A 25,404-nucleotide genomic window follows, 5' to 3' on the forward strand; every position below is an offset into this window, starting at 1 on the left:
CCATCCACCTGGCGGTGGGTCAGTGGTGGTACTGGTGCATGACCGCGTGCCCCTTGCCGCGCGCGATCAGCCACCGATTGACCGGCACCGTGGCCACGAAGGCGATGCCGAGCGAGAACACCAGGCTCGCCCAGAACACCCAGTTGCCGAGACCGGCGTTCATCGCGCCGGGAACGAGCACCATCACGGCGTTGTCGATGATCTCCATGACGGTGATGGACACCGTGTCCGACGCCAGCGCCACCCCGATCGCCACCTTGAAGGCGACGCCCGAGCGCAGGACGGGCCGCATGGTCAGCGAATAGCCGAACAGGAACGCCAGCGCGATCGACAGCACGATGGTCGGCACGTTCGACCAGCCCAGCGCCGTGCCGATCACCATGCCGAGCACCTCGCCGATCGCGCAGCCGGTGAGGCAGTGCAGCGTCGCCGAGATCGCCTGCCTGGTGAGGCTCTCGCCGTGATCCATGATCTCCTCCTTCACGTTGACCGCTACGATACCCCTAGGGGGTATGGGCGGCAACTAGAGTGGTGACGTGCGTATTTCCGACGGCGGGCTCGCCACCGAGCTCGAACGGCGCGGGCACGACCTGTCCGACCCGCTGTGGTCGGCACGGCTGCTCCGGGACGCGCCGGACGAGATCGTCCAGACGCACCGGGCGTTCTTCTGCGCCGGCGCGTCCATCGCGACCACGGCGAGCTACCAGGCGTCGTTCGAAGGCCTCGGCCGCGACACGAAGATGCTTCTGCGCCGGTCTGTAGAACTCGCCCGGACCGCGCGTGACGAGGAGGCGCCCGGTGGCTGGGTGGCCGCGTCCGTCGGCCCGTACGGGGCGATGCTCGCCGACGGCTCGGAGTACCGGGGCCGCTACGGGTTGTCCGTCAGGGAACTCACGCGCTGGCATCGGCCGCGCATCGAGATCCTCGCCGACGAGGGGCCGGACGTCCTCGCCGTCGAGACCGTGCCGGACATCGACGAGGCCGAGGCGGTCGTCGCCTCGCTCGGCGGGGTGCGCGCGTGGCTGTCGTTCACCATCGACGGCGACCGCACGCGCGCCGGACAGCCGCTCGCTGAGGCGTTCGCGCTGGCCGAGGCACCCGAGGTGATCGCGATCGGCGTCAACTGCTGCGCGCCGGAAGACGTGTCCACCGCCATCGCGATCGCCCGCGCGACCACGGACAAGCCGGTGATCGTCTACCCGAACAGCGGCGAGGAGTGGACCGGCCGCTGGGTGGGCCGGTCGCATTTCCGGGCGGCGCAGGCGAAGCAGTGGGCCGACGAGGGCGCGAGCATCATCGGCGGCTGCTGCCGCGTCTACCCGGACGACATCGCGGCCATCAGCCGCGCGGTTTCGGGTACCCCAGCGCCGGAAGGGAGTGATACGTGATGACTCTGCCCGTGAGGCGTTCCGCCGGCCGATGGGATCCGGTCCGCGAGTTCGAGGACCTGTTCGACCGGATGGGATCGCTGCTGCAGAACACGATCACCGGCGCCGGGGCGTGGGTGCCCTCCGCCGATGTCTGTGAGACCGACTCCGCCTACGTCGTCGAGATCGACGTGCCGGGGGTCAAGCGGCAAGACGTGACGATCGAGGTGACCGGCAACGACCTGGCCGTCAGCGGTGAGCTCAAGGAACGCGAGGAAGAAGGCACGTTCCGCCGCCGCACGCGGCGGGTCGGCCAGTTCGAATACCGCGTCGCGCTGCCCGGCGACCTGGACAGTGAGCACGTCGAGGCCGCGATGTCGGACGGCGTGCTGACCATCCGGGTCCCGAAGGCCGAACGCGCCAAGGCGCGCCGGGTCGAGATCAGCGGCGACTGACCAGCGCGATGAGGAGTCCGGCGAGGCTCAGCGCCACGCCGACCCACGCCGTCGACAGGTAACCCCACCCCGCCGCGATCGCCAGGCCGCCGAGCCACGCGCCCCCGCCGTTCGCCACGTTCAACGCCGAGTGGTTGGACGACGAGGCCAGCGAGGGCGCGTCCGGCGAGGCGTCCATCAGGCGGATCTGCAACGCCGACGCGAGCACCTGTGACACGAAGCCGAGCAGGAACACGAACACGAACGCCGGCACCGGTGACGTGCCCGTCAGGCCGAGCAGCGTCAGCACCGCGGACGTCGCGATCAGCGAACCGAACAGGGCGCCGGTCACCGACCGGTCCACGAACCGGCCGCCGTAGGTCGCGCCGAGCGTCATGCCGAGGCCGAACGTGGCGAGCATCCACGGGACGGCACCCGCGGGCAGGCCGGTGACCTCCGTGGTGATCGGCGAGATGTACGAGTAGACGGCGAACATGCCGCCGAAGCCGATCATGCCGGTGAAGATCGCGAACCACACCTGCGGGCGGCGGAACGCGCTGAGCTCGCCGACGATCGTGGCGTCGTGCGCGGGCGGGGTGCGCGGCACCCACTTGGCGACCGCGAGGGTGGTGACCAGGGCGATCACCGCGACCGCGAGGTAGGCCACCCGCCAGCCGATGTGCTGCCCGGCCGCCGTCACGGCCGGGACGCCGGCGAGGTTCGCGATCGTCAGGCCCACCATCACCCTGGCGACCGCGGTGCCGCGCCGGTCGGCGGGCACGAGCGTGGTCGCCACGACGGCGGCGATGCCGAAGTACGCGCCGTGCGGCAGGCCCGCGAGGAACCGCGCGGCCAGCAACGAGGACGAGTTCCATGCCGCCGCCGACAGGCCGTTGCCGACGGCGAGCGCGATCGTCAGGCCGATCAACAGGCCCTTGCGCGGCAACTTGGCCGCCAGCGCGGCGATCAGCGGCGCGCCGACCACGACGCCGAGCGCGTAGAGGCTGATCGCGTGGCCCGCTTCGGGGATGGAGACGTGCATGGTGTCCGCGATCTGCGGCAGCAGGCCCATGGTCGCGAACTCGGTGGTGCCGATGGCGAACCCGCCGAGCGCGAGCGCCGCCATGGCAGGTGTGTTCGTCTGACGCGTCGCGGTGAGAGTCATCGAAAGCCGTCCCCAGATCACGTGTCCGGAGTCGACGGTGACCGGGACCGATTCGTTAGCTTCTGAAACGATCCTACCCGCGCGTCAGCGGTGGTTGAACGTGCAACCGATCACAGCCGCCTGACCAGGCGGACCTCCGTCGTGGTCCGGCGGAACCCCAGCCGCTCGTTGACCGACAGCATCGCCGGGTTGCCACTCGACGTGGCCATCGCGACGACGCCGCGCGACCGGGCGAGCCGCACCGCGCGGACCTTCAACGCGGTCGCGATGCCGCGCCCGCGGTACTCGGGCCGCACCCCGGTGCCCGCGAACGGCCCCGTGAAGCCGACGTAGCGGTCGCCGTGGACGGCGACGAAACAGTCCGGCGTGCGGGGTTCCAGTTCGGCGTCGGTCAGCGGTTCCCGGACCGGGCGCGGATCCGGGTCCGGCCACCCCTCGGCGGCCGCCCGCATGACGTCACCGAACTCGGCGAGTGAGTCCGCGGGTAATGGCTTGATCACGATGCCGCTCGTCCGCAGCGTGTTCTCGATGTGGTCGAACGGTTCGAGAGTCGCGTCGGCGACGTCGAGGACCTGGCGGTGCATGAGCATGGTCTCGGCGAACCCCCGATTTCCGAGGAACGCCAACGACTCCCGCCACGTGTCGTCCACGCGGGCCTGCAGCGTGATCGAGCCGGCGGCACGGGCCGCGCCCGCGAGTAACTCCAGCAGCCGGCTTCCGGCTCCGCGGCGGCGTTGATCGGGCGCGACGACCAGGTCCATGCGGTGCCCGTCGGACTGGAACGGCCACAGCGCGGCGTACGCGATCACCCGATCGGCGTCGATCGCGACGTACCGGCCCGCGTCCGTCCAGCCGCCGACCTCGTTGGCGCGCAAGGGATAGACCGCGGTGAACAACTCCCCCGCGGCCCGGTGATCCGCCGGGCCCAACCCCCGCACCGACGCCATTGCTCAATGATGCCCCCATGGAGATCTCACTGACCGGACGGGTCGTCGTCGTCACCGGCGCCAGCGGCGGCATCGGCCGCGGAATCGCGCTGCGGTTCGCCGAGGCCGGTGCGGCGGTCGTCGCCCACCACCACAACGGCGACGCCGCCGGCCTGGTCGGCGAGATCACCGCGCGGGGCGGCCGGGCCACGGCGATCCGGGCCGACCTCGCCGGGGAAAGCGGCTGCCACGACCTGATCGAGGCGGCGGTCGCGTGGGGCGGCCGGCTGGACGCGCTGGTCAACAACGCCGGCGTGCAGCCCGTCGAGGAGCTCGACGGCATGACGGCCGCGCAGTGGCGAGCGGTCGTCGACACGAACGTGCTCAGCGCGTTCGCCTGCACGCAGGCCGCGGTCGCGCACATGCGGGAGTCCGGCGGCAGCGTCACGCACATCGCGTCGATCGAGGGCAGTCATCCCGCGCCCGGACACGCGCACTACAACGCGTCGAAGGCGGCGCTGATCATGCACGCGCGGTCGGCGGCGCTGGAGTACGGCCGGTTCGGTGTCCGGGTCAACACCGTCTCCCCTGGGTTGATCGACCGGCCGGGACTGGCCGGCGACTGGCCCGAGGGTGTGGCTCGCTGGCACCGGGCGGCGCCGTTGGAACGCCTTGGTACGCCGGAGGACATCGGCAACGCGTGCGTATTCCTGGCCTCGCCGCTGGCGGCGTGGATCAGCGGGCACGACCTCGTCGTGGACGGCGGGGTGAGCGCGCGCCCGACGTGGTGACTCTTTGTGCGGAGAACGCTATTCGACATTGTCGAACTCCCGGTGCACGCCGTTCGGGCGCCACCTGCTCGACAGCGGTGCCGCCCGAACGCCGTTGGGCATTGTCGAACGCCCGGCCCGGCTACCGGCCTAGGCCCGCAGCTGCTGAGTCCTATGTGGACGCCGCCTCGATGACCGCGCCCACGAGCCGTCCCACGCGCTCGGCCGCGTGCTCCGGATCGGGCTGACCGGCGTCCAGCCAGGCGATCACGGCCTCCAGCGTCACCGACGGCAGCAGCCGCGCCGCCCAGTCGTACCAGGGGCCGGGCGGGATGACGGCGGCCAGCTCGCGCCGCGCGATCTCCGTCGACATCGCGCGCAGCCCGTCGACCACGTCGCGGAACTCGGGTTCCCGCGCGGCATGCCGGAAGAGCAGCCGGAACCCGTCCGGATCCGCCGCGGCGCCGCGCACCAGTGCGGGAATGCTGTTCTCGTCGAAGTCCTCGCCGATGGTGGCGTCCAGCCGCGCCATCGCCTGCGCCAGCACGGCCCGGTAGAGGTCGTTCTTCGACTCGAAGTGCCGGTACAGCAGCACGCGCGTGATGCCGGCCTCGGTGGCCACGTCGTCCAGCCCCGTCGCGCTGTACCCGGCGCGGGCGAACGCGCGCGTGGCCGCGTCGATGATCTGCTCGCGCCGCTCCGCGCGTGGCATCCGCCGGACAGTCTCCACCCCACTTGTATACACGAGAGTCAACAAGTACGTTGTTTACATCGGCGTGTACAACCGGGGGTAGACATGATCGAACGCGTGCGTGACCGGGTCTGGCGCGTGACCGGACACGCGGAGGTGCGGCGACTGCTCGGTGACGACCGGCTCGGCCGGTCCCACCCGGATCCGCAGAACGCCGAACGCGTCGGCGAGTCGGCGCTGTTCGGCGGGCCGATGGGCGACTTCGCGACCGAGCACGAGGGCCACGCGCGGATGCGGTCGCTGATGCAGCCGCACTTCGCACCCAAACACATGAAGACCATCAAGCCGCGCGTCGCGGCCCTCACCACGCAGCTGCTCGACGGGCTCACGCCACCGGCCGACCTGCACCAGGCGCTCGCCCTGCCGTTGCCGGTCCTGGTCATCTGCGAGCTGCTCGGCGTGCCATACGAAGATCGCGCCGAGTTCCGCGTGTGGTCCGAGGCCGCCGGCAACACCGCGGACGGCAAGCTGTCCGAACAGGGCCTCGCCGAGTTGTACGGCTACGGCCTGCGGCTCGTCGCGGCCAAACGGAAAGAGCCGGGCGACGACGTGATCTCGCGGTTCTGCGCGCAGGACGACGTGTCCGACGAGGAAGCCGCGATGCTCTCGATGGGCCTGCTGTTCGCCGGGCACGAGACGACGGTCGTGCGGATCGGGCTGGGCGCGATGTTGCTGCTCACCAACCGGGACCAGTGGGACGCGTTGTGCGCGGACCCGAGCCTCGTACCGGCCGCGGTCGAGGAGATCCTTCGCGCGCCGAAGCGCACGGACAACGGCGGCATGATCAGATACGCGCGCACCGACCTCGAAGTCGACGGCGTGACCGTCCGCCTGGGCGACCTGGTGCTGCTCAGCCTCGAGTCGGCCAACCACGATCCGGCTGTGTTCCCCGAACCGGAACGGTTCGACATCAAGCGGTCCGCCGCCGCGCACCTGACGTTCGGCCACGGCCCGCGGTTCTGCCTCGGCGCGCCGCTGGCCCGCATCGAGCTCACCGAGGTGTTCACCCAGCTCGTGACGCGGTTCCCGGCAATGCGTCTCGCCGTCGAACCGGCCGAGCTGTCCTACCGGCGAGACGCGCTGACCGGAGGGCTGACCGCGTTGCCCGTGACGTGGTGACGGATCGGGGTAGCCCAGTGGGGTGCGAACCACCGTCGTGATGATCACCCGCAACCGGCGGGCCGAACTCCTGCACACCCTCGACCACATGACCGCGCTGCCCGATCGGGCGCCGATCATCTTGGTGGACAACGGATCCAGCGACGGCACCGCCGACGCCGTCGCACGCCGCCATCCCGATGTCGTCCTGATCCGCGCCCGCACCAACCTCGGCGCGCTGGGCCGCAACCTCGCCGTCCGCCGGATCACGACGCCGTACGTCGCGTTCTGTGACGACGACACCCGCTGGCAGCCCGGCGCACTGACCCGTGCCGCCGACCTGCTCGACGCGCACCCGCGGCTGGCGTCGGTGACCGGCCGCTGTCTCGTCGAGCCGGAGCTCACCGAGGACCCGATCACTCCGGAACTGCGCCACTCCCCGGTGCCCGGACCGGCCTGGCTGCCCGGCCCGGCGCTGCTCGGCGTGCTCGCCGGGCTGTCGATGTTCCGGCTGAGCGCGTTCCGCGAAGCAGGCGGGTTCTCCGACCGCATGTGGTTCAGCGGCGAGGAGGAACTGCTCGCGATCGACATGGCCGCGCTCGGCTGGTGGATGTGCTGGTCGGAGGACGTCGTCATCCACCACGCGGCGTCGACGACCCGCGACTCGCGGCTGCGGCGGCACCTCGGGATCCGCAACACGCTGTGGACCCTGTGGCTGCGCCGGCCGTGGCGCAGCGCCCTGCGGCGCACGAGGGTCGTGCTCGGCTCCGCCCCCGCGGACCGGGTGACCGCGGGGGCGGTCATCGCGGCGCTGCGCGGGTTGCCGTGGGTGCTGCGGGACCGCCGCGTCGTCCCGCGCCACGTCGAGCACGGGCTCACCCTGCTGGAGGACTCGCAGCGCCGGTCGACGGCCCGCCGGTACGTTGGCTAGACCTCGATCACGATCTTGCCCGCCACGTGGCCGGAGGTGAACATCTCCAGCCCGTCGGTGGCCTCGTCGAGCGGCAGGACCGTCTCGACGTCGATCTTCAGCAGACCCGCCGCGGCCCGCTCGGCGATCGCGCCGATGACCGCGCGGACCGGCTGCGCGATGATGTTGGTCCCCGTCAGTCCCGCCGCCGCGAGCGTGTCCTCGTCGGCGGAGTTCGTGGTGCTGGCGACCTTGCCGCCCTTGCGGACGGCCGCCAGTATCGACGGGTCGGACGGGTAGACGGACACTTCGAGCAGCGCGTCGACACCGTCCGGGTACGCGGCGCGCACGCGATCGACCACGGAACCCGCGGTGTGGTCGACCACCTCGGTCGCACCCAGGCCGATCAACCGCGCCGCGTCGCCTGGTAGTCCGGTGGCGATCACCGTGGCGCCGCGGTCCGCTAGCAACTGCACGGCGTAGGAGCCCACACCGCCGGACGCACCGTTCACCAGGACGACCTCACCCGGTCCCGGATCGATGGCGTCGACGGCCCCGACCGCCGCCGCGCCCGCGATCGGGATCGCGGCGGCGGCGACGAAGTCCAGCGCGACGGGCTTGGCGGCCACCGAGTCGGCGGGCAGCACCGCGTACTCGGCGACGGTCCCCGCATGGATCGGCGGCACCACGGTGAGGTGTCCGAACACCTCGTCCCCCACCGCGATGTCGTCGACGCCGGCCCCGACCTCCTCCACCACACCGGCCGCGTCCCGGCCGATGACCAGCGGATACTCGTGCGGCATCAGCCCGGCGAGCAGGCCGGCCGCTACGCCGCGGTCCAGGGCGTTGAGCCCCGCCGCCTTCACCTTGATCAGCACGTGGCCGTCGATGACCACCGGAGCGGGCAGCTCCGAGACCTGCGGGCGTTCACCGGGGGCGGGGACGTTGAGTGCGCGCATGACGGGCTCCTTGGGCGTGCAGGAGTGCGGCCGCCCCGACTTCAACCGTGGACAGAGTGTGCGCCCGGTCCCGCATCGCCGCTGGCCGGAGGCATTCCGCAATTCATCGGTAATGAATGGTTTTCTTTTCCGGTGTTTCACGCCACACTGCTGTATCCGCCGCTTGGAATGACACCATAATCCCCGCTACCCATCGGTAACTTAAGTTGCGAGGCCTTCATGTCGTTGCGGCGCGTCGTGAGCTCCATCGTGGTGTTGTCGGTTGTGGCCACCGGCTGCGCCAGACCGGAGAAATCGGCGTCAGTCGAGGTCAGGTCCGGTCCAGGCGTCACGAAGGACACCATCACGCTCGGGGTGCTCACCGACATGACCGGCCCCTTCAAATCGTCCGCGATTCTGCGGATCCGCGGGTATGAGCTCTATTTGGACCACGTCAACCAGCATGGTGGGGTGTGCGGACGGCGTATCGAGTTGAAGCAGAAGGACCACGGCTTCAATGTCCAGCGCGCGCTGGACGGCTATTTCGAGCTCGAACCGGAGGTCCTCGGATTCATCGACGTCGCGGGGTCGGCGATGACCGAGGCCATCGAGCCCGACCTGATGCAGACCAGGGCACTGACGGTGCCCGGTTCGTGGGCGGCGGCGTTGCTCGGCAACCCGCACATGATGATCGTCGGCACGACGTACGACCTCGACATCATCAACGGCGTCGACCACTACCGGCGCAAGGGCATCCTCAAGCAGGGCGACACCGTCGGCCACGTCTACATCCAGGGCAACTACGGCGACAACGCCCTGGAGGGCACGGAGTTCGCCGCGACGAACTGGGGCCTCACCGTCGCCAAGCAGCCCATCGGCGAGACGACCGCGGACCTGACCACGCAGATCGCCGCACTGAAGGCCGCGGGCGCCAAGGCCGTCGTGCTGAGCACCACCCCGCCGCAGACCGCGGTCGCCGTGGGCGTCGCCGCCGCACTCAAGTGGGACGTGCCGTTCCTGGTCAACGTCGTCGGCTACGACCCAGCCATCCTCGAGTCGCCCGTCGCCGCGGCCGTGCAGAAGAACGTCACCGTCGCGACGTCGGTGGCACCGTTCGTCGGCGAGGCCGAGGGTCCGCGTGAGGTTCGCCAGGGCTATCAGGCGAAGTTCCCCGGCGAGAAGGCGTCGGTCAACGTCGACCACGGCTACGCGGTCGCCATGGCGTTCGTCGGCGTACTGGAGAAGGCGTGCGGCAAGAACGACCTGACGCGCGACGGCGTGCTGCGGGCGTTCCACGACACCAGCGCCATCGACACCAAGGGCCTCACCGGGCCGCTGCGCTTCTCGCTGGTCGGCCGGCCGTCGGCGACGCAGTCGTACATGACGCGACCCGACGCCCAGTCGCCCGGCGGCCTCGCGATGGTCGAGGAGCTGCGCGAGTCCGAGTTGGTGAAGGCGAAAGGCACGCGGGCCAAGTAGGTTCGGTGTTGTGCGTAGGTACGCGAAGCGAGCTCTGATCGCGCTCGCTATCGTCGCCCTGGTGTTCGGCGCCCTCTTCGCGTTCCAGCGCAGGCTGATCTACTTTCCCTCCGCCGGGCCGCTACCCAGCGCGCCCGGCGGCCGTGACGTCACGCTGATCACCGCCGACGGCGTTCGCCTTACCGCTTGGCACTTTCCGGTGCCTGGCGCTCGGGCGGCCGTGCTCGTCGCGCCCGGCAATGCGGGTGATCGCTCTATGCGGTTGCCGCTTGCGCGGGCGCTCAACGCGCGTGGGCTGTCCGTGCTGTTGCTGGATTACCGCGGTTATGGCGGGAATCCTGGTCGGCCCTCGGAATCCGGGCTCGCGTGGGATGTTCGGGCTGCCCGCGAGTATTTGGAGGACGAGCGGGTTATTTACTTCGGGGAGAGTCTCGGGGCTGCTGTGGTTTCGGAGCTCGCTACCGAGGTGCCGCCAGCGGGGATGGTGTTGCGGTCGCCGTTCACCAGCCTGGCTGACGTGGGGCGGTATCACTATCCGTTTCTGCCGGTGCGGTCGTTGTTGCTCGATCGGTTCCCGGTTGTGGACTACGTGGCTAAGGTTCGCGTGCCCGTTACCGTGGTGTATGGCGGGTCCGACACTGTCGTCCCGCCTGGACAGTCGCGAGCCGTTGCCGTTGCGGCGCATGGGAAGGCTGTTGAGGTGCCTGACGCTGACCACAATGATGCGGTGTTGCTTGACGGGCCTGAGGTTGTCGAGGCTGTCGTTTCGCTTGCGTTGTCCGGGGCGTAGGTTCTGCGGTCCCAGGGGTTCTGTGGCCTGGGGTGGTGAGCGGGGACCATCCCCCACTCATCACCCCAAAAACCCAACTACCTAACAAACACCATCGTCACGCCACACGCCCCACTCCCCGGTAGTGCCGGGCTCCTCCCCCTGCGTCCACCACTTCGCGTACCACTTATGCCCGTTGTGCGACACGACGTTCCCGCCGACATACACCTTCGAACGATCCCAAGCGGGCTGCGTGCATGGGCCGGGCGGCGGACCTCCGGTCTCCCAAGGCACCTGCGAGGACCGGTAGAAGTTGATGCCCATCGTCGCCCAGCGCGGCGCCTGGGCACCCAGCCGCAGCTTGAAGGCCTCCCAGCTGTGCGTGGACCACGGCGACCACCCGAGCTCCGCGTACGCGGACAGCCGCGGGAACGCCATGAACTCGATGTCGGAGGACGTCACGATCGTCTCCGTCCACAGTGGAGCCTCGACGCCACGCACCGCGGACTCCGGCACCCCGCTGAGATGCGTACCGGGATTCCACTCGTAGGCGGTTTGCACCTCGATGTAACCGGCCCACGATAGACCGAGCGGCGTGCTGGAGTTGTACTTCATGTCCAGGTAAGCCCTGTTGGCAGGCGACATCAGCACCTTGTTGCCACGCTGCGCCGCGGCCTGCACGGTCGCGTTCGACGTCGAAGTACCCCAGTACTGCGGAATGGCCGCAACATCCGTGGTGGTCTTCACGAACTCGTGCCAGCCCAGCACGGTCTTGCCGTACTTCTTCACGATCGGCAGCGCCTTGTTCATGAACGCCTGGTAGTCCGCGTCCGAGGTCGCGCTTGCCTCGTCACCACCGATGTGGAAGTACGGGCCGGGCGTGATCGCGGCGATCTCGCGCACCACGTCGTCGATGAACTTGTAGGTGATGTCCTTGCTGACGCACAACGAGGAGTAACCGACCTCGATGTCGGTGCGCAACGGCGGTGCCTGGCCGTTGCAGTTCAGCTCCGCGTACGACGCCAGCGCCGCGTTCGTGTGGCCCGGCATGTCGATCTCGGGGATGACCGTGATGTGCCTGGCGGCCGCGTACGCCACGACCTCGGAGTACTGCGCCTTGGTGTAGTAGCCGCCCGCGCCGCCGCCGACCTGCGTGCTGCCGCCGTACGTGGCCAGGCGCGGCCAGCTGTCGATCGCGATGCGCCAGCCCTGGTCGTCGCTCAGGTGCCAGTGGAAGTAGTTGATCTTGTACAGCGCCATCTGGTCGATGTACTTCTTGACCGCCGCGACCGAGTGGAAATGCCTTGCCACGTCCAGCATCGCGCCGCGGTGGGTGAAACGCGGGTAGTCGACGATCGTGGCGCCGGGGACGGTCCACGGCCCGGCCTGCACCGAAGTGCTCTCCACCTTGGCGGGCAACAGTTGCCGCAGCGTCTGCACGCCGCCGAACAGGCCGGCGGCGGTGTTCGCGCGCAGCACCACGTTGCCCGCGTTGACGTCCAACTGGTAACCCTGCTGTCCCACCGAAGACGGTGCGCCGGACAGCAGTAGCGAGATCCCGTCCGCAGGTGTGCCCGTCGTCGTCGACACCGGGAAGGTGTAGCCGGTCGACCGCCGCAGGAGTTCAGCCAGGAACGTGCCGACGCCCTCCGCGCCGGCCGCGGTGTAGATCTTCGAGGTGCTGGTGAGCGTGTGCGTCACGCCGGACTTCGCCTGCACCGAAACGGGAACCGGTACGAGGCTCTGCAGCGGTTCCGCCGCCTGTGACTGGCCGCTGACGGCGGTCGCGGCAACCAGGGCGCAGGCGAGCGCCAATACACGTGCTCTCACAACGCGTTCCTCCTCCACGAGCACGAGCAGGGGGCGGCGACCCATTGTCCAGCCTGAATGGGCGATTCGTCCGTGTCAATGGTCTAGGCCAATTGCAACCGGTTGCGCCGGCCTGCGATGATGATCGCGCTGCCGCTCCCCTCTCGACGACGAGGAGCTGTTGCGTGCGCATTCTTCTTCTCACCGTTGCTTTTCTGGCCGCCTTCGTGACGCCCGCCGAGGCGGGCGCGGTGCACGTCGTGACCGTGACACCGCAGGGCTATCAGCCGCTCGAGCTGCAGATCAAGGTCGGCGACCGGGTGAAGTGGGTGTTCAAGGGTCCCGGCGTGCAGAACGTGCGGAAGGGCCTCGACCCGGCCCGGCCGTGCAAGGCCACGGGGCAGCCGAACAGCGGTCCGCGCGAACCGGGCCAGAGCTACACCCACCGCTTCACCCGCTCCGGCCGCGTCACCGTGTTCGACGAGGTCACGGGGTGCCGCGAGGAGCTGATCGGCACCATCCACGTGGACTGACCCCGCTGCGCGGCCGCGGGCGCGACGGCAGGATCGGGGCATGACGTCCGCCCTGGCCCCGCTGTACCGGCCCGCGTTCCGTGCTTTGTGGATCGCGCAGTTCGCCTCCAACATCGGCACCTGGGCGCAGACCGTCGGCGCCCAGTGGCTGATGGGCGACCTCGGCGGCACCGCGTTCGAGGTCGCGCTCGTGCAGACCGCGACGACGCTGCCGGTGTTCCTGCTGGTCGTGCCGTCCGGGGCGCTCGGCGACATCCTCGACCGGCGGCGCGTGCTGATGGCCGGCCAGGCGCTCATGCTGGCCGGGTCGGCGGCGTTGATGTTGCTGGCGAGCACACCGGCCTGGCTGCTCGCGCTCATCGCGGTGGTGGGTGTCGGGCAGGCGTTGTCGATGCCTTCGTTCCAGGCGATCCAGCCGGAACTGGTGCCGCGCGAGGAGATCCCGCAGGCGGCGTTGCTGAACGGCGCCAACATGAACGTCGGCCGCGCGCTCGGGCCGGCGCTCGGCGGCGCGCTGATCGCCGCGGCCGGGCCGGAGGCGGCCTTCGCGTTCAACACGGTGTCGTTCCTCGGGGTGCTGCTCGTGCTGTGGCGGTGGCGCCGGCCCTCGGACCACCGCCCGCTCGGCGCCGAACACCTGGTCACCGCGGTGCGGACCGGCGCGCGGTACGTGCGCAGCTCGCCGTTGTTCCGGCGGGTGCTGTGGCGGTGCGTGGCGTTCACCGTCTTCGCCGGCGCACTGTGGGCGCTGCTGCCCGCTCTCGCGCGCGGGCCGCTCGGGTTCGGCGCGAGCGGTTACGGCGTGCTGCTCGGCAGCGTCGGCGCGGGCGCGATCGGCGGGGCCTTTCTCGTGCCGCGGCTGCTGACCAGGTTCGGCAAGAACGTGCTGGTCACGATCGCTTCGTGCGTGTTCGCTCTCGCCATGGCGTTGTCGACGTTGACGACGAACGTGCCCGCGGTGATCGTCTGCATGCTCCTCACCGGCGCGTGCTGGATCGCGGTTCTGTCGACCCTCAACGCCACCGCGCAGATCCTCGTGCCCGCGTGGACGCGCGCACGGGCCCTGGCGTTCTACCAGCTGATGCTCATGGGCGGTCAGGCGCTCGGTGCGGCCGTGTGGGGTGCGGTCGCGGACTCCTTCTCGTTGCGCGCGGCCATGATCGCCCCCGCGGCCGGTCTCGTCGTCAGCGTGCTCATCGCGGCGCGCACGGTGCCGCTGACCTCGCGCAAGCTCGACTTCACCCCCGTGACGATGTGGGATGAGCCGCCCGAGCTCGACGACGTCGCCGCCGGTCCGGTGCTGGTGACCGTCGAGTGGCGGGTCGCGGTTGCCGACCATCCTTCGTTCGTCGCGGCGATGAGCAAGGTCGAACGGTCGCGCAAGCGCACCGGCGCCACCATGTGGGGGCTGTTCCGCGACACCGACGACCCGGAGCTGCACCTGGAGACGTTCACCGTCGCGACCTGGCAGGAGCACCTGCGGCAACACGTCGAGCGCGGGACCGTCAACGACCTGGAGGTTCAGCGCGCCGCCCGGTCGCTCGCCATGGAGGCTCCGCGCGTGCGTCACCTGATCTGGGCGTCGTCCTGATTGTGTGTTCTTGATCGGGGTACCCGTGGCGCATGACGTCACGTGATCAGAACGCCGCAGAAGATCTGGACGAGGACCGCATCCGGCTCGACCCGCTCGAGGCCGGCATGGACCCGCCCGAGCACTGGTCGGAGGCCGACAAGTACGGCACCACGCCGTATGAGCAGTCGCACCCGCGGCCGCTGGACTCGCGGCTGGCCGAGGAGCAGCCCGATGGGACGGCGGAGATCGATGGACTCGACGGCGAGGCGCAGCTGGAGGCCGTTCAGCGTGGTCAGGCCGCGGACGAGGCGGGCGGGTCCAGCGCCAGCACGATCCGGGAGCCCGACGAGGACGCCTGACCGCAGGCGGGTGCGGGGGTACTCCCGTTCGGAGCAACCCTTGCGGATAGCCAACCACGCACCCCTGACAAGATCGCGAAATACTGTTTGCGGGGGTAAGGGCGGGGGCGCGTGAGGATGGCGTCGCGCGAGCTCCACCGGCCAGGGCCTCACGAGCGCTCCATCAGGTCGACCTGCGCCTGCACGGCCGGTGGCAGCGGCCGGCGTGACCGCAGCGCCATCGGCAGCCGCCGCAAGGCTCCGGCCAGCGCCCACCCCGCCGCCCGGTCCCGCACCGCGAGCGCCGCCAGTGCCCCGAACCCGGCCACACCACACCGAGCGGGCCGCCGCAGCCAGGTCGACAACAGGTCGTTGCGCAGCTCCAGCATCCGCCGCGTCCGCGTGCCATCGCGGCGCGGCGACGGGTGGTGGTGCGCGACCACCGAATCCACGTAGCAGCTGGCCCACCCGGCGGCCGCGAGGTCCCACGCCAGCAGCTTCTCCTCGCCGATGAAGAACAGCACCGGGCTGATCCCGCCGACCTGCAGGAACGCCGACCGCCGCACGATCGCCGCGCAGCACAGGAAACCGAACACCGACGGGCCGGGCAGGCCGGGTGCGCGGCCGAGTGGGCTGGTCGCCAGACTGGTGTTCATCGGGTCCGGGGTGTTCGACGGGCCCACCAGCGTGCGGCCGGCGATCAGGCCCAGACGTGGGTGCGCGTCGAACAGGGCTTCGGCTTGGCGCAGAGCGCCGGGTGCCCACCACGAGTCGTCGTCGCTGAACGCGACATAAGGCGTGCCCGCCGCCTCGACCCCGGCGTTGCGCGCCGAGGAGCCGAGGTTGCGGCCCAGCTCGATCACAGTGGCCGACGAACGGGCCACCTCGGCGGTGTCGTCGCTGGAACCGTTGTCCACCACGACAATCGGCACGTCCGGGGTGTTCGCCCGGAGCTGCGCCAGGGTCTGGGTGAGGTCGTCACGTCGATCGCGCGTCGCGATCACCAGCGTCGTACGGGACATGGGGGTGTGCTACCCCAGGCGCCTGTGTGTACACCTATGCGTGTGACCGAACGGGGAGAACGACCGGCGTGGGCCGGACCTGAGATCGACGTCGACCGGCCCAGTGCGGCCAGGGTGTACGACGTGCACCTGGGCGGGTCGCACAACTTCCAGGTGGACCGGGACGCCGCCGCCCAGATCACGGCGGCGATGCCGGAGCTGCCGGACATTCTGCGCGCCAACCGGTCGTTCCTGCGCCGGGCCGTGCGGTACCTGGTCGGGCAGGGCGTCACACAGTTCCTGGACCTCGGGTCCGGCATCCCCACGGTCGGCAACGTGCACGAGATCGCGTGGCAGATCGACCCGGACTGCCGCATTGTCTACGTCGACATCGACCCGATCGCCGTCGCGCACAGCAACGCGATCCTGCAGGGGGCGTTCAACGCCAACGCGGTGCTCGGCGACCTGCGCGACCCGGACCGGATCCTGGCCGACGTGAAGGACCTGCTGGACTTCAGCCGGCCGATCGCCGTGCTGATGGTCGCGGTGCTGCACTTCATCCCGGACAGCGACGACCCGAAGGGGGTCATCCGGCGGTACCTCGACGCGGTGCCCGAGGGCAGCTACCTGGCCATCTCGCACGCCAGCCTCGACGGGTCGGCGCCCGAACGTGCGGAGGCGGCGACCGAACGGTTCCGCAACCGCGTGACGGACTTCTCGATGCGCACCCGCGCGGAGATCACCGCGTTGTTCGACGACGTCGAGCTCGTCGACCCCGGCGTCGTGTACCTGACCGAGTGGCGGCCCGACGAAGGAGACGACATCGGCGATCCCAAGCGGATGTCGCAGTTCGCGGGCTTGGGCCGGAAGAAACAAGCCGGAAACTGAACAAGGTGTCGAGGACACCCCCTGACTCCTCGACACCTTGTTCATCCGCTGAAGCGGATACGCTCAGCCTACGCCGCGCGCTCCACAACTTGTCAACCCTGGCGGACAGCCAGACAATTTTTTTGTACGATAAATCCGCCATGGCGGATGGATGGCGGGGGGACGTCAGCATGGACGCGGTCGAGGAAGGCCAGCTCGCGCGCAAGATCAACCACTTGATCGAGACGCTGTATCCGGACAAGCGCACGCGGCCCGGTTACGCGAAGCTGGCCCAGGAGATCCGGGAGAAGACCGGTTCGTCGGTCTCCAACACGTACCTGTGGGAGCTCGCGACCGGCAAGAAACGCAACCTCACACAGAGCACGCTCGCGACACTCGCGGAGTTCTTCGGCGTGCCCAGCGAGTACTTCCTCGACGACGCGGTCGCCGCCCGCGTGAACACGCAGCTGGAGCTGGCGGTCGCCTTGCGCAACCAGAAGGTCCGGTCGATCGCGTTGCGTGCCGAAGGGCTGTCCGACACCACACTGGACTCGATCCTCACCATGCTCTCGCAGGCCCGCAGGATCGAGCGGCTGCCCGACGTCGAGCCGGACTCCGGAGACTCTCCAAGATCAGGCGGCTAGCATGACCCACAGCTGCTCGTTCCGCAGATGTCCGGTGGGAAAGCGTGGCGAGGCGATGATCTCTCGACAGGTCCGCAAGCGGTGCCAGGCGCTGGTGGACGGGCTCGCGCTGCCCGAACCGTTCAGCGTGGACGCACTCGTGGACTCGATCGCCGCACTCCGGAACCGGCCGATCCACCTGTTCGCCCTGCCGCCCGGCATGGTCGTCAACGCCTGCGGGTTGTGGATCGCCACCGAGTCGCACGACGAGATCTATGTCGAGGAGAAGACGACCCCGCTGCACCGGGAACACATCCTGCTGCACGAGATCGGCCACATCCTGTGCGACCACGAGTCCGGTGAGGACGTCCCGCTCGCCCGGTTCCTTCCCGACCTGAGCCCCGAACTGGTGGAACGGCTGCTCGCTCGCACCAACTACACGAGCGAGCAGGAGCAGGAAGCCGAGCTCGTCGCCAGCCTGATCCGCACGGCCGCGGGCGTCGCCAACGAGGCGGCCTCGGACGGCGTGCGCGGCGAGCTCGAAGCCGCGCTGGGAATCCGGAGGAGATCATTTCCGTCTACGAGTTAGGCACCCGCGTCCAGCTCTACGGCGTGCTCGCGATGTGGGTGGTCATCGCCCTGCGCATCCCCGCCGCACGCCGATCCCCCCAACAACGCATGCTCCTGCTCGCCGTCGCGGGCATGGCCGGCTCGATCACCGTCTACCTGGCACCGGTACTGAGCGCGCTCAACGCGTTGCCCGGCATCGTGGTGCAGGGCTGTGGCCTGTTCACCAACGTGTGGGGCGTCTTCAGCTCCGCGCTGGTGCTGGACTTCGTGCTCGGCGCGCTGGGCAAACGGCGGGCCCGCCTGGTGTACGGGGTGACCGCGGGCGTGATCGCCGCGCTGATCGTGCTGAACGTGACGATCTTCCCGAACGACGAGGGTTGCGTCACCACGAACCACGCCGCCTGGTACAGCACGTTCTGGTGGCTGCTGATCGCGTCGCACCTCGTGGCCAAGATCCCCTGCGTCATCCTGTGCGCGCGCTACTCGTACCGGGCGAGCGAGGACCGCTCGCTGCGGATCGGCCTGGGCCTGTTCGCCGCGGCGTTCGCGGTGTCCACTTTCTTCTGGCTGACGATGCTGTACGTCCTGCTGTTCGACGCGCGCTGGATCGGCAAGTACAGCAGCCTGATGATCGGCACCACGGCCGTGCTGATGGCCGCGGGCGCCGCGCTGCCGCTGGTGCTCGACACCGCTCGGATGGTGCGCGACATGATCTCGCTGTGGCGGCTGTGGCCGTTGTGGCGCGACCTCGTCGCGGACGTGCCGCATGTCGCGCTCACCGAACCGGGCCCCCGCGTGCGCGACCTGATCGGCACACCACGCTCGACCTACCTGCGGCTGTACCGCCGGGTCATAGAGATCCGCGACGCCATGCTGATCCTGCGCGACTACGTCACGCCGGAGACCATCGAGCGGGCGCGGTCGCAGGTCACCGGTGGGTCCGCGGCCGTGACCGCGACCTGGCTGGAGATCGCCCGGCAGGCCAAACGCGCCGGCGCCGAGCCCGTGCCCAACCCGCTCACGTTCACCGAGCTGACCGGCGACGACCTGGCCGCCGAGATCCGCTACCTGCTCGCCGTCGCTGAGGCTCGCGCAGAAGCGCTCTCAGCTGAGGGAACATCGGCAGAACGCCCGTCGTTCCGTCAGACATGACGACGACCGCCGCCCGGCCACGCGTTTCCGTTAGACGCGTGGTGTTCACGCTGGTGCTGGTGAGCATCACGACCCTGCTGTTCTGGGTGCCGTGGGCGGGGCTGTTCCCGGAGTCGGCGCAGTGGCCGGCGCCGGTCCGCCCGCTGACCGGTCTGCTGTTCGCGGCGGCGGGACTGACGATGATGGCGCTGATCGTGCGGCGCGGTTCCGACCGCGCCGCCCGCGTCTCGCACTTCCTGCTGGGTTTCATCTGGATCGCGTTCGCATGGACGTTGCTCACGCACGTCCTGCGGCTCGGGCTGCTCGTGTCCGGAGTGGACGATCCACTGCGGTCCCGGATCGTGACCGTGGTGCTGGCCGCGATCATCGTGGTGGTGACGGCATACGGTGTGTACGAGGCGATGCGCGTGCCGCGGATCAAGCGGGTGGACGTCCCGCTCCCCCGGCTCGACCCGGCGTTCGACGGGCTGAAGATCGCGGTCATCACCGACACGCACTACGGCGCGATCGACCGCAGCGGCTGGTCCAGGCGGATGGTCGACGCGGTGAACTCGTTGCGGGCCGACGTCGCCGTGCACGTTGGTGACATCGCCGACGGCACCGCCGAGCAGCGCCGCACGCAGGCCGCGCCGCTGGCGGATGTCCTGGCGCCGCACCGGTTCTACGTGACCGGGAACCACGAGTACTACTCCAACGCGCAGGGCTGGCTCGAGCTGATGGGGTCGTTCGGCTGGACCCTGCTGCGCAACGAGCACCGCGTGCTCGAACGCGACGGCGCCCGGCTCGTCTTCGCCGGCGTCGACGACGTGACGGCGAGCCACTCGGGCGAGGCGGGCCACGGCGCCGACCTCGACGCCGCGCTGCTCGGCACGCGCGGGGGCGACCCCGTGGTGCTGCTGGCGCACCAGCCGTCCGAGATCAGCAAGGCCGTGACGGCAGGCGTCGACCTGCAGCTGTCCGGGCACACGCACGGCGGGCAGATCTGGCCGTTCCACCTGCTGGTGAAGCTGCAGCAGCCCGTGCTGGCCGGATTGAGCGCGCACGGCGACCGCACGCGGCTCTACACCAGCCGGGGCGCCGGCTTCTGGGGCCCGCCGATGCGCGTCTTCGCGCCGAGCGAGATCTCGTTGCTCACTCTCCGCGCAGGCTGACTACTCCGTTTCGGTGCTCCCTAGGAACACCCCTCGCCCGTAGAGCGACCTATGGGGTGACGAGGAGGGACGCATCACATGACGATTCGATTTCCCGACCACGAGCACACCGGTCAGGCGGCCTACCCGAACCTTGCCGCCTGGCCACCGTGGCTGCTGGAGAAACACGGCGCGCAGATGCTCGATCCGGCGACCGCGACGCGCACGGACGCCACGAACACGCTGCGCTCCACCGTGTACCGCAACGCCGTGCTGCTCTTCCCCAGGGCCGTGCTCACCGACACGGCGGTGCGCGGCCGGATCGAAGACGAGGTGCTCGGCCCGATGGGCCTCACCCTGCGGGACAGCGACAACGAGTTCCCGCCGGTCACGCTCCCTGAGGAGCTGGCCGGGCTCGACCAGGAGCTGCTGCGCCGGTTCCCGGTCCCGGTGGCGCTGAACGTCCGTGCGGGGGCGCGCGCGGTCGTCGACGCATGGGAAGCGGTGCAGGCCATCCGCCTCTGGGCGCGTCGCGACGGAGGGGTCGAGCTGGCCGACGACGCCGGTGCCGAGGAAACCCGTCGCGAGGAGGTGCTCGCGACCTCGGTGGAGCACCTGCTGGTCGGTGCGAACTTCAACGGCGTGCCGACGTGGGGGCCGGGCGACGTACGCGACGAGGACGGCGGATCGGGCGGGTCGGCCTACCGGCTCATCCCGGTCGCGTTCACCGGGCCGCGGCCGGTCCGCCAGCCCTGTGCGCGCCGCGTGGTCGTCGCGGTGCCCGACACCGGCGTGAACGTGCACCCTTGGTTCGGCGTGAGCAAGGTCGGGGATCCCTTGCCGCCCAACGGGTTCCTCCTCCCCTACCTGGCCTCCGAGGTCGCGATCAAGGAGCAGCAGGAACGGCTCGGCAAACTGACGCCGACGAGAGTGCTCATGGACTGCTGGGAGCGCGACGCGTACGAGGACACGCTCTCGGAGAACCTCAGCCGCGCGACCGGGCACTTCACGTTCATCGCCGGGCGCATCCACCAGAACGCGCCGGACGCCGACATCCTCGTCATGCGTGTGCTGCACCCGGACAACATCTGTTACGAGGCGGACCTGCTACTGGCGTTGTGGTTGCTCATCGCGCGGGTCAAGAGGGCGCACGAGGGTCATCCGAAGGATCTCGTCGACATCGTGTCGCTGTCGCTCGGCGGGTTCGTGGAGAAGGACTCGTCGCAGGCCAGTCACCTGCGCACCGCGATCAGCACGCTGACCGGGCTGGGTGTCCTGGTCGTCGCCGCCGCGGGCAACGACTCCAGCACCCGCCCGTTCTACCCGGCCGCGCTCGCCACCGAGGACCCGAACACGCCGTGGCCGGGCGAGCGAGTATTCGGGGTGGGCGCGCTGAACCCGGACGGCACGCAGGCGTGGTTCAGCAACGCCGGACCCAACGTCACGATCGAGGCGTCCGGCGCGAACGTGGTGAGCACGTTCCCGACGCGGCTGCGCGGCAACCGCGGGGCGTTCCGCACCACCGAGAACGGCCTGCGCCAGGTCGCCGACCCCGACCGGTTCCGCGGCGGATGGGCGGTCGGGTCCGGGACGTCGTACGCCGCACCGGAGGTGGCCGCGGCGCTGGCGAACTGCCTGCGCGACCAGAACACCGTGGCGATCACGGAGGTCGGCGCCGACCTGATGCGGGCGCGGGCGGAGGCCGCGGTCAAGCTGCTGACGGACCAGGTGCACGCCAATGGCTCCGACTGAGGTGTGTGCCGTCATGGCCACTTTTACGGACCTCAGGTCCCTCATGGTGGCCATAACGGGTGTGTCGTTATGGCCACCTTCACGGACCTCAGGTCCGTCATGGCCACCATTGCGGACCTCAGGTCCGTGATGGTGGCCATAACGGCAACCCCGGAGGCTAGAGCACGAGAGCTGCACGCGCGGGGACGTGCGGCCATCGAGGGCAGCCGGTCCGCCGAGGGCATCCGGCTGTTCCGGGTCGCGCTCGGCCTGCTGAACTGGCCCGACGCCGAGCCGCGGCACCACGAGATCGCCGCGCGGGTCCTGATCAGCATGGCGGCCGCCGAGGTGCACCTGGGTCGCAGCGACACCGGGTTCGGGTTGCTCGACGACGCCGAGAAGATCGTCGCGCCGCGCGACCGAGGTTTGCTGCTCTCGCAACGGGGTCTGCTCTGCATGCTCACCGGCCGCATGGACGACGCGCTCGGTTACCTCAACGAGGGCATCCCGCAGTTCCAGGACGACCCGTACGGCCTGGCCACGGCGTTGCTGAACCGGGCGATGCTGCACGACCTCGCCGGCCGCGCCCGGTTCGCCGTCGCCGATCTGGACCGGTGCGAGGCGATCGCGGGGGCCGCCGGCCTGCCGCTGGTACTGGCGAAGGCGCGGCTCAACCGCGGGTACAGCGAGCTGCTGATGGGTGACGTGCCCGCCGCGCTGCGGTCGTTCGACCTGGCCAAACCGGGGTTCGTGGCGCACGCGCACAAGCTGCTGCCGGTGCTGGCCGTCGACAAGGCGCGGGCGCTCATGCAGGCCGGGCTCGCCGACGAGGCCGCGGCCGAGCTGGACGAGGCGATCCGGCTGCTCGGGCACGCGCGGCCGACCTACGAACGCGCCGAGGCCGCGCTCACCCGCGCCCAGGCCGCCGTGGTGCAGGGCGACTTTCCCGCCGCCCGGACGTGGGCGCGCCGAGCCGAGCGGTGTTTCCTCAGCCGCGGTGATCGCGGGTGGGCCGCGGTCGCGGTGCTCACCCGGCTGCGCGCGGACTTCCGGTCCGGGCGGCGGCTGGCGGCGATCGCGGCCGAGGCCGCCGCGCTGGTGCCGCGGCTGCGGGGTCTGGGCCTGACCAACGACGCCGAGATCGGGTCGCTGCTCGCCGCGCGCGCGTGCATCCGGCGCGGCCGGCTCGACGACGCACGGAGATTCATCAACGGCCGCAGCGCATACCCGGCGTTGGAGACCGTGCTGATGCGCCGGGTGACGGCGGCCGAGTTGCACGCCGCGACCGGCGACACGGGCCGGGTGTTCCGCAGCGCGCGGGCGGGGCTCGCCGTGCTGGACGACCACCGCAGCCGCCTGGGCAGCCTCGATTTGCGGACCGGGTCCGCCGCGCTGGGCGTCGAACTGGCCGCGATCGGCCTCGCGACCGCGGTGCGGCACAGCACCCCGCCGGTGATCTTCGCGTGGTCGGAACGCTCCCGCGCCCAGGCGTTCCTGCTGCCGCCGGTGCGCCCGCCCGCCGACCGCGAGACGTCCGACGCGGTCGCCGAGCTGCGGCAGCTGGCCGTCGTGGTGCGCACCGCGGAGCTGGCCGGACGTCCTTCGGCCGAGGCCCGGCGCCGCTGCGCCGAGCTCGAACACGTGATCCGCGCCCGCGGCTGGACCACGAACGGGAACGGTCAGCGCACCCGGCTCGCCGGGTTCCACGACGTCGCCGACGCGCTCGGGTCGTCGGTGATGGTGAGCTTCCTGGCCGCGGAGACGGACCTGCTCGGCGTCGTGATCGTCGACGGCGCGAGCACGCTGGTGCGGTTCGGCCCGCCGGCGGAGGTGACCGAGGCGATCACGCGGCTGCGCACCGACCTGGACGCGCTGTGCGGCCACCACCACCCGTCCGCGCTGCTCGAGGTGATCGGACGGTCGGTGCACCACCAGCTCGCGCTGCTCCGCAGGTTCCTCATCGCACCGATGATCTCCCTGCTCGGCGACCGCGACCTGGTCGTGGTGCCGACCGGCGCGTTGTCCGGCGTGCCGTGGGGACTGCTCATGCCGGGCCGTCCGGTGAGCGTGACGCCATCCGCTTCCGTGTGGCTGCACGGAAGATTCGGTCCTCCGGCTTCGGGCGCGCTGCTGGTCGCCGGCCCGGATCTCGAGTTCGCGCCCGCCGAGGTGGCGTCGATCGCGGGGCTGCTGCCCGGCAGCACCGTCCTGGTCGACGAAGAGGCCACTGTGGACTCGACGCTGAAGGCGTTGTGCGGCAAGCGGGTCGCACACTTCGCCGCGCACGGGCACCACGAGCCGGGCAACATCCTGTTCTCCCGCCTCGATCTGGCGGACGGTCCGCTGATGGCCCACGACATCAGCACGCTGGCGTCCGCGCCGGAACACGTCGTGCTGTCCTCGTGCGACACGGGCCGATCGGAGATGCGGGCGGGCGACGAGATGCTCGGCTTCGCGGCGGCGTTCCTGTACAGCGGCACCCGCACGGTCGTGGCCGGGGTGGCCCGCGTGCCGGACGACACGGTCGTGCCGGTGATGACCGCCTACCACTCACTGCTGCTGGGCGGCGCGACGCCGGCGGCCGCACTGGCCGAGGCGTCACTGTCCGCGCCGCTCATTCCGCTGGTGTGCTTCGGTTCCCGCTGAGCCACTTGCCGGTGGCGCGCGCCAGGTCGATCATCGCCTGGCCCCGTTCCGTCATCAGCCCGAGCGCCATCATCCGCTCGGCGCGCTCCCGGTTGCGTGCACTCCACGTGCTGCGCGGCGACCGCGGCGTGAACCGGAGGCGGGAGCTGTGTTCGTCGTTCTTGCGATGCAAGCTGTCGATCCAGCCGAAACACAGAGCGTGCTCGATCGCCTCGTGGTAGCGCGGGGTGTACGTCGGGCTGTCCTTGTGGTGGATGATCAGCCACACCTCACGTGAGGTCTCCCCGTTCGCCGCGAGCCACGCGCGCCACTCGTCGGTGCTGTGCGCGAGAAACGTGCTCATCGCTTCTCACCCAGCACGTCGAGGTAGTGCTGGTTGTACATGATCCCGAGGATGTTGCCGAACGGGTCGATCACCGACGCGGGCACGAACCCGTCGCCGCGCTTGATCGGCATCATGTGCGCCTTGGCGCCCAGCGTGAGCAGCCGTTCGAACGAGGCGTAAACGTCGTCCACGTGCCAGTAGACGATCTGCCCGCTCTCCCGCTCCCCCGCGGGCACGTACCGGCGGTCGGCGATGCCGAGCTCGTGGGTGTAGTCGCCGACACGGAACTCGACGTAGGCGGGCTGCCCGTTGATCTCGTGCTTGAAGTACGGCTCGGCGCCCAGCACCTCGGTGTACCAGGCCACGGCGGCCGGGACATCGTCGGCGAAGTAGTTGACGGTGGCGAAGCCTCGCAACATCGGACTGGTCCTCTCGTCAGTGGTCCCCCGCATCATCCGACAGCAAAGTGCTCACCGATTGAGCACTTTTTCGAAAGTAC

General features: G+C 70.2%; 27 protein-coding genes. 17 read left to right on the plus strand and 10 right to left on the minus strand.

The genetic code is table 11. The features are described 5' to 3' along the window. Positions 1–19: 19 nt before the first annotated feature. Positions 20–469, minus strand: coding sequence for a DUF4396 domain-containing protein (locus QSK35_RS03535; protein WP_285742139.1), 450 nt, complete (start codon positions 467–469; stop codon positions 20–22). Between the two features lie 67 nt (positions 470–536). Between QSK35_RS03535 and mmuM the strand changes: the two genes are divergently transcribed. Next, positions 537–1,388, plus strand: coding sequence for a homocysteine S-methyltransferase (mmuM, locus tag QSK35_RS03540; protein WP_285742140.1), 852 nt, complete (start codon positions 537–539; stop codon positions 1,386–1,388). Then, positions 1,388–1,822 carry an Hsp20/alpha crystallin family protein gene (locus QSK35_RS03545; protein WP_285742142.1) on the plus strand — a complete coding sequence of 145 codons (435 nt, stop codon included), beginning with the start codon at positions 1,388–1,390 and terminating at the stop codon, positions 1,820–1,822. The genes mmuM and QSK35_RS03545 overlap by 1 nt, the downstream gene beginning before the upstream one ends. Here QSK35_RS03545 and QSK35_RS03550 read toward each other — a convergent pair. Continuing rightward, positions 1,809–2,966, minus strand: coding sequence for an MFS transporter (locus QSK35_RS03550; RefSeq protein WP_285742144.1), 1,158 nt, complete (start codon positions 2,964–2,966; stop codon positions 1,809–1,811). The genes QSK35_RS03545 and QSK35_RS03550 overlap by 14 nt on opposite strands. 110 nt (positions 2,967–3,076) lie before the next feature. Beyond that, positions 3,077–3,913: a GNAT family N-acetyltransferase gene (locus QSK35_RS03555; protein ID WP_285742146.1), complete on the minus strand. Its 837-nt coding sequence runs from the start codon at positions 3,911–3,913 to the stop codon at positions 3,077–3,079. Between the two features lie 17 nt (positions 3,914–3,930). On the opposite strand from QSK35_RS03555, the gene QSK35_RS03560 reads away from it, so the two are divergent. After that, a complete protein-coding gene (locus QSK35_RS03560; protein ID WP_285742148.1) occupies positions 3,931–4,683 on the plus strand; it encodes an SDR family NAD(P)-dependent oxidoreductase in 753 nt (250 codons plus the stop codon). Positions 4,684–4,834: 151 nt separating this feature from the next. Here QSK35_RS03560 and QSK35_RS03565 read toward each other — a convergent pair whose 3' ends face one another. Beyond that, on the minus strand, positions 4,835–5,374 hold the full coding sequence (locus QSK35_RS03565) for a TetR/AcrR family transcriptional regulator (protein WP_285742149.1): 540 nt from the start codon (positions 5,372–5,374) through the stop codon (positions 4,835–4,837). A 96-nt stretch (positions 5,375–5,470) separates the two neighbouring features. Between QSK35_RS03565 and QSK35_RS03570 the strand changes: the two genes are divergently transcribed. Together QSK35_RS03570 and QSK35_RS03575 are read left to right on the plus strand one after the other, a co-directional pair. Then, positions 5,471–6,532 (plus strand): cytochrome P450, encoded by a 1,062-nt coding sequence (locus QSK35_RS03570; protein WP_285742151.1) that lies wholly within the window; start codon positions 5,471–5,473, stop codon positions 6,530–6,532. A 40-nt stretch (positions 6,533–6,572) separates the two neighbouring features. Beyond that, positions 6,573–7,442 (plus strand): glycosyltransferase family 2 protein, encoded by an 870-nt coding sequence (locus QSK35_RS03575; protein WP_285742506.1) that lies wholly within the window; start codon positions 6,573–6,575, stop codon positions 7,440–7,442. On the opposite strand, the gene QSK35_RS03580 is transcribed toward QSK35_RS03575, so the two are convergent. After that, on the minus strand, positions 7,439–8,380 hold the full coding sequence (locus QSK35_RS03580) for an NADP-dependent oxidoreductase (protein ID WP_285742153.1): 942 nt from the start codon (positions 8,378–8,380) through the stop codon (positions 7,439–7,441). The two genes, QSK35_RS03575 and QSK35_RS03580, sit on opposite strands and share 4 nt — an antisense overlap. Before the next feature lie 137 nt (positions 8,381–8,517). Continuing rightward, positions 8,518–8,748 carry a hypothetical protein gene (locus tag QSK35_RS03585; protein WP_285742155.1) on the minus strand — a complete coding sequence of 77 codons (231 nt, stop codon included), beginning with the start codon at positions 8,746–8,748 and terminating at the stop codon, positions 8,518–8,520. On the opposite strand from QSK35_RS03585, the gene QSK35_RS03590 reads away from it, so the two are divergent. Continuing rightward, a complete protein-coding gene (locus QSK35_RS03590; protein WP_285742157.1) occupies positions 8,747–9,838 on the plus strand; it encodes an ABC transporter substrate-binding protein in 1,092 nt (363 codons plus the stop codon). The two genes, QSK35_RS03585 and QSK35_RS03590, sit on opposite strands and share 2 nt — an antisense overlap. Positions 9,839–9,848: 10 nt before the next feature. Continuing rightward, a complete protein-coding gene (locus tag QSK35_RS03595) occupies positions 9,849–10,628 on the plus strand; it encodes an alpha/beta hydrolase (RefSeq protein WP_285742159.1) in 780 nt (259 codons plus the stop codon). Between the two features lie 81 nt (positions 10,629–10,709). Here QSK35_RS03595 and QSK35_RS03600 read toward each other — a convergent pair whose 3' ends face one another. Next, positions 10,710–12,482: a beta-N-acetylhexosaminidase gene (locus QSK35_RS03600; protein WP_285742161.1), complete on the minus strand. Its 1,773-nt coding sequence runs from the start codon at positions 12,480–12,482 to the stop codon at positions 10,710–10,712. Positions 12,483–12,601: 119 nt separating this feature from the next. Between QSK35_RS03600 and QSK35_RS03605 the strand changes: the two genes are divergently transcribed. From QSK35_RS03605 to QSK35_RS03615, 3 genes are read left to right on the plus strand one after another with little or no spacing between them, the layout of a single operon-like run. Beyond that, complete coding sequence (locus QSK35_RS03605; protein ID WP_285742163.1) at positions 12,602–12,949, plus strand: hypothetical protein; 348 nt, start codon at positions 12,602–12,604, stop codon at positions 12,947–12,949. Positions 12,950–12,989: 40 nt separating this feature from the next. Beyond that, complete coding sequence (locus QSK35_RS03610; protein ID WP_285742165.1) at positions 12,990–14,540, plus strand: MFS transporter; 1,551 nt, start codon at positions 12,990–12,992, stop codon at positions 14,538–14,540. Between the two features lie 32 nt (positions 14,541–14,572). Continuing rightward, complete coding sequence (locus QSK35_RS03615; RefSeq protein ID WP_285742167.1) at positions 14,573–14,881, plus strand: hypothetical protein; 309 nt, start codon at positions 14,573–14,575, stop codon at positions 14,879–14,881. A 149-nt stretch (positions 14,882–15,030) separates the two neighbouring features. Here the strand turns inward: QSK35_RS03615 and QSK35_RS03620 are convergent, their stop codons facing one another. Beyond that, on the minus strand, positions 15,031–15,882 hold the full coding sequence (locus QSK35_RS03620) for a glycosyltransferase family 2 protein (RefSeq protein ID WP_285742169.1): 852 nt from the start codon (positions 15,880–15,882) through the stop codon (positions 15,031–15,033). Between the two features lie 42 nt (positions 15,883–15,924). Between QSK35_RS03620 and QSK35_RS03625 the strand changes: the two genes are divergently transcribed. The 7 genes from QSK35_RS03625 (at position 15,925) to QSK35_RS03655 (ending at position 24,580) form a co-directional block, all read left to right on the plus strand. Beyond that, positions 15,925–16,749, plus strand: a complete 825-nt coding sequence (locus QSK35_RS03625; protein WP_285742171.1) for an SAM-dependent methyltransferase — start codon at positions 15,925–15,927, stop codon at positions 16,747–16,749. A gap of 140 nt (positions 16,750–16,889) precedes the next feature. Next, positions 16,890–17,372, plus strand: coding sequence for a hypothetical protein (locus QSK35_RS03630; RefSeq protein ID WP_285742173.1), 483 nt, complete (start codon positions 16,890–16,892; stop codon positions 17,370–17,372). Positions 17,373–17,427: 55 nt separating this feature from the next. Then, positions 17,428–17,940, plus strand: coding sequence for a hypothetical protein (locus QSK35_RS03635; protein ID WP_285742175.1), 513 nt, complete (start codon positions 17,428–17,430; stop codon positions 17,938–17,940). 32 nt (positions 17,941–17,972) lie between these two features. Continuing rightward, positions 17,973–19,073, plus strand: a complete 1,101-nt coding sequence (locus QSK35_RS03640) for an MAB_1171c family putative transporter (RefSeq protein ID WP_352243203.1) — start codon at positions 17,973–17,975, stop codon at positions 19,071–19,073. A gap of 38 nt (positions 19,074–19,111) precedes the next feature. Then, the gene (locus QSK35_RS03645; RefSeq protein ID WP_352243150.1) at positions 19,112–20,224 is read left to right on the plus strand and encodes a metallophosphoesterase; all 1,113 of its coding nucleotides are present in this window, start codon (positions 19,112–19,114) and stop codon (positions 20,222–20,224) included. Between the two features lie 78 nt (positions 20,225–20,302). Beyond that, entirely contained in the window at positions 20,303–21,955 is a 1,653-nt protein-coding gene (locus QSK35_RS03650) for a S8 family peptidase (protein WP_285742180.1), read from the plus strand. Positions 21,956–22,024: 69 nt separating this feature from the next. Further along, on the plus strand, positions 22,025–24,580 hold the full coding sequence (locus tag QSK35_RS03655) for a CHAT domain-containing protein (RefSeq protein ID WP_285742182.1): 2,556 nt from the start codon (positions 22,025–22,027) through the stop codon (positions 24,578–24,580). Here the strand turns inward: QSK35_RS03655 and QSK35_RS03660 are convergent. Continuing rightward, positions 24,549–24,923 (minus strand): YdeI/OmpD-associated family protein, encoded by a 375-nt coding sequence (locus tag QSK35_RS03660; RefSeq protein ID WP_285742184.1) that lies wholly within the window; start codon positions 24,921–24,923, stop codon positions 24,549–24,551. The two genes, QSK35_RS03655 and QSK35_RS03660, sit on opposite strands and share 32 nt — an antisense overlap. Continuing rightward, entirely contained in the window at positions 24,920–25,324 is a 405-nt protein-coding gene (locus QSK35_RS03665; RefSeq protein WP_285742185.1) for a VOC family protein, read from the minus strand. Before QSK35_RS03665 ends, QSK35_RS03660 begins: the two co-directional genes overlap by 4 nt. Positions 25,325–25,404 lie beyond the last annotated feature (80 nt).

The organism is Lentzea sp. NBRC 105346, assembly GCF_030269605.1.
Taxonomy (GTDB): Bacteria; Actinomycetota; Actinomycetes; order Mycobacteriales; family Pseudonocardiaceae; genus Lentzea.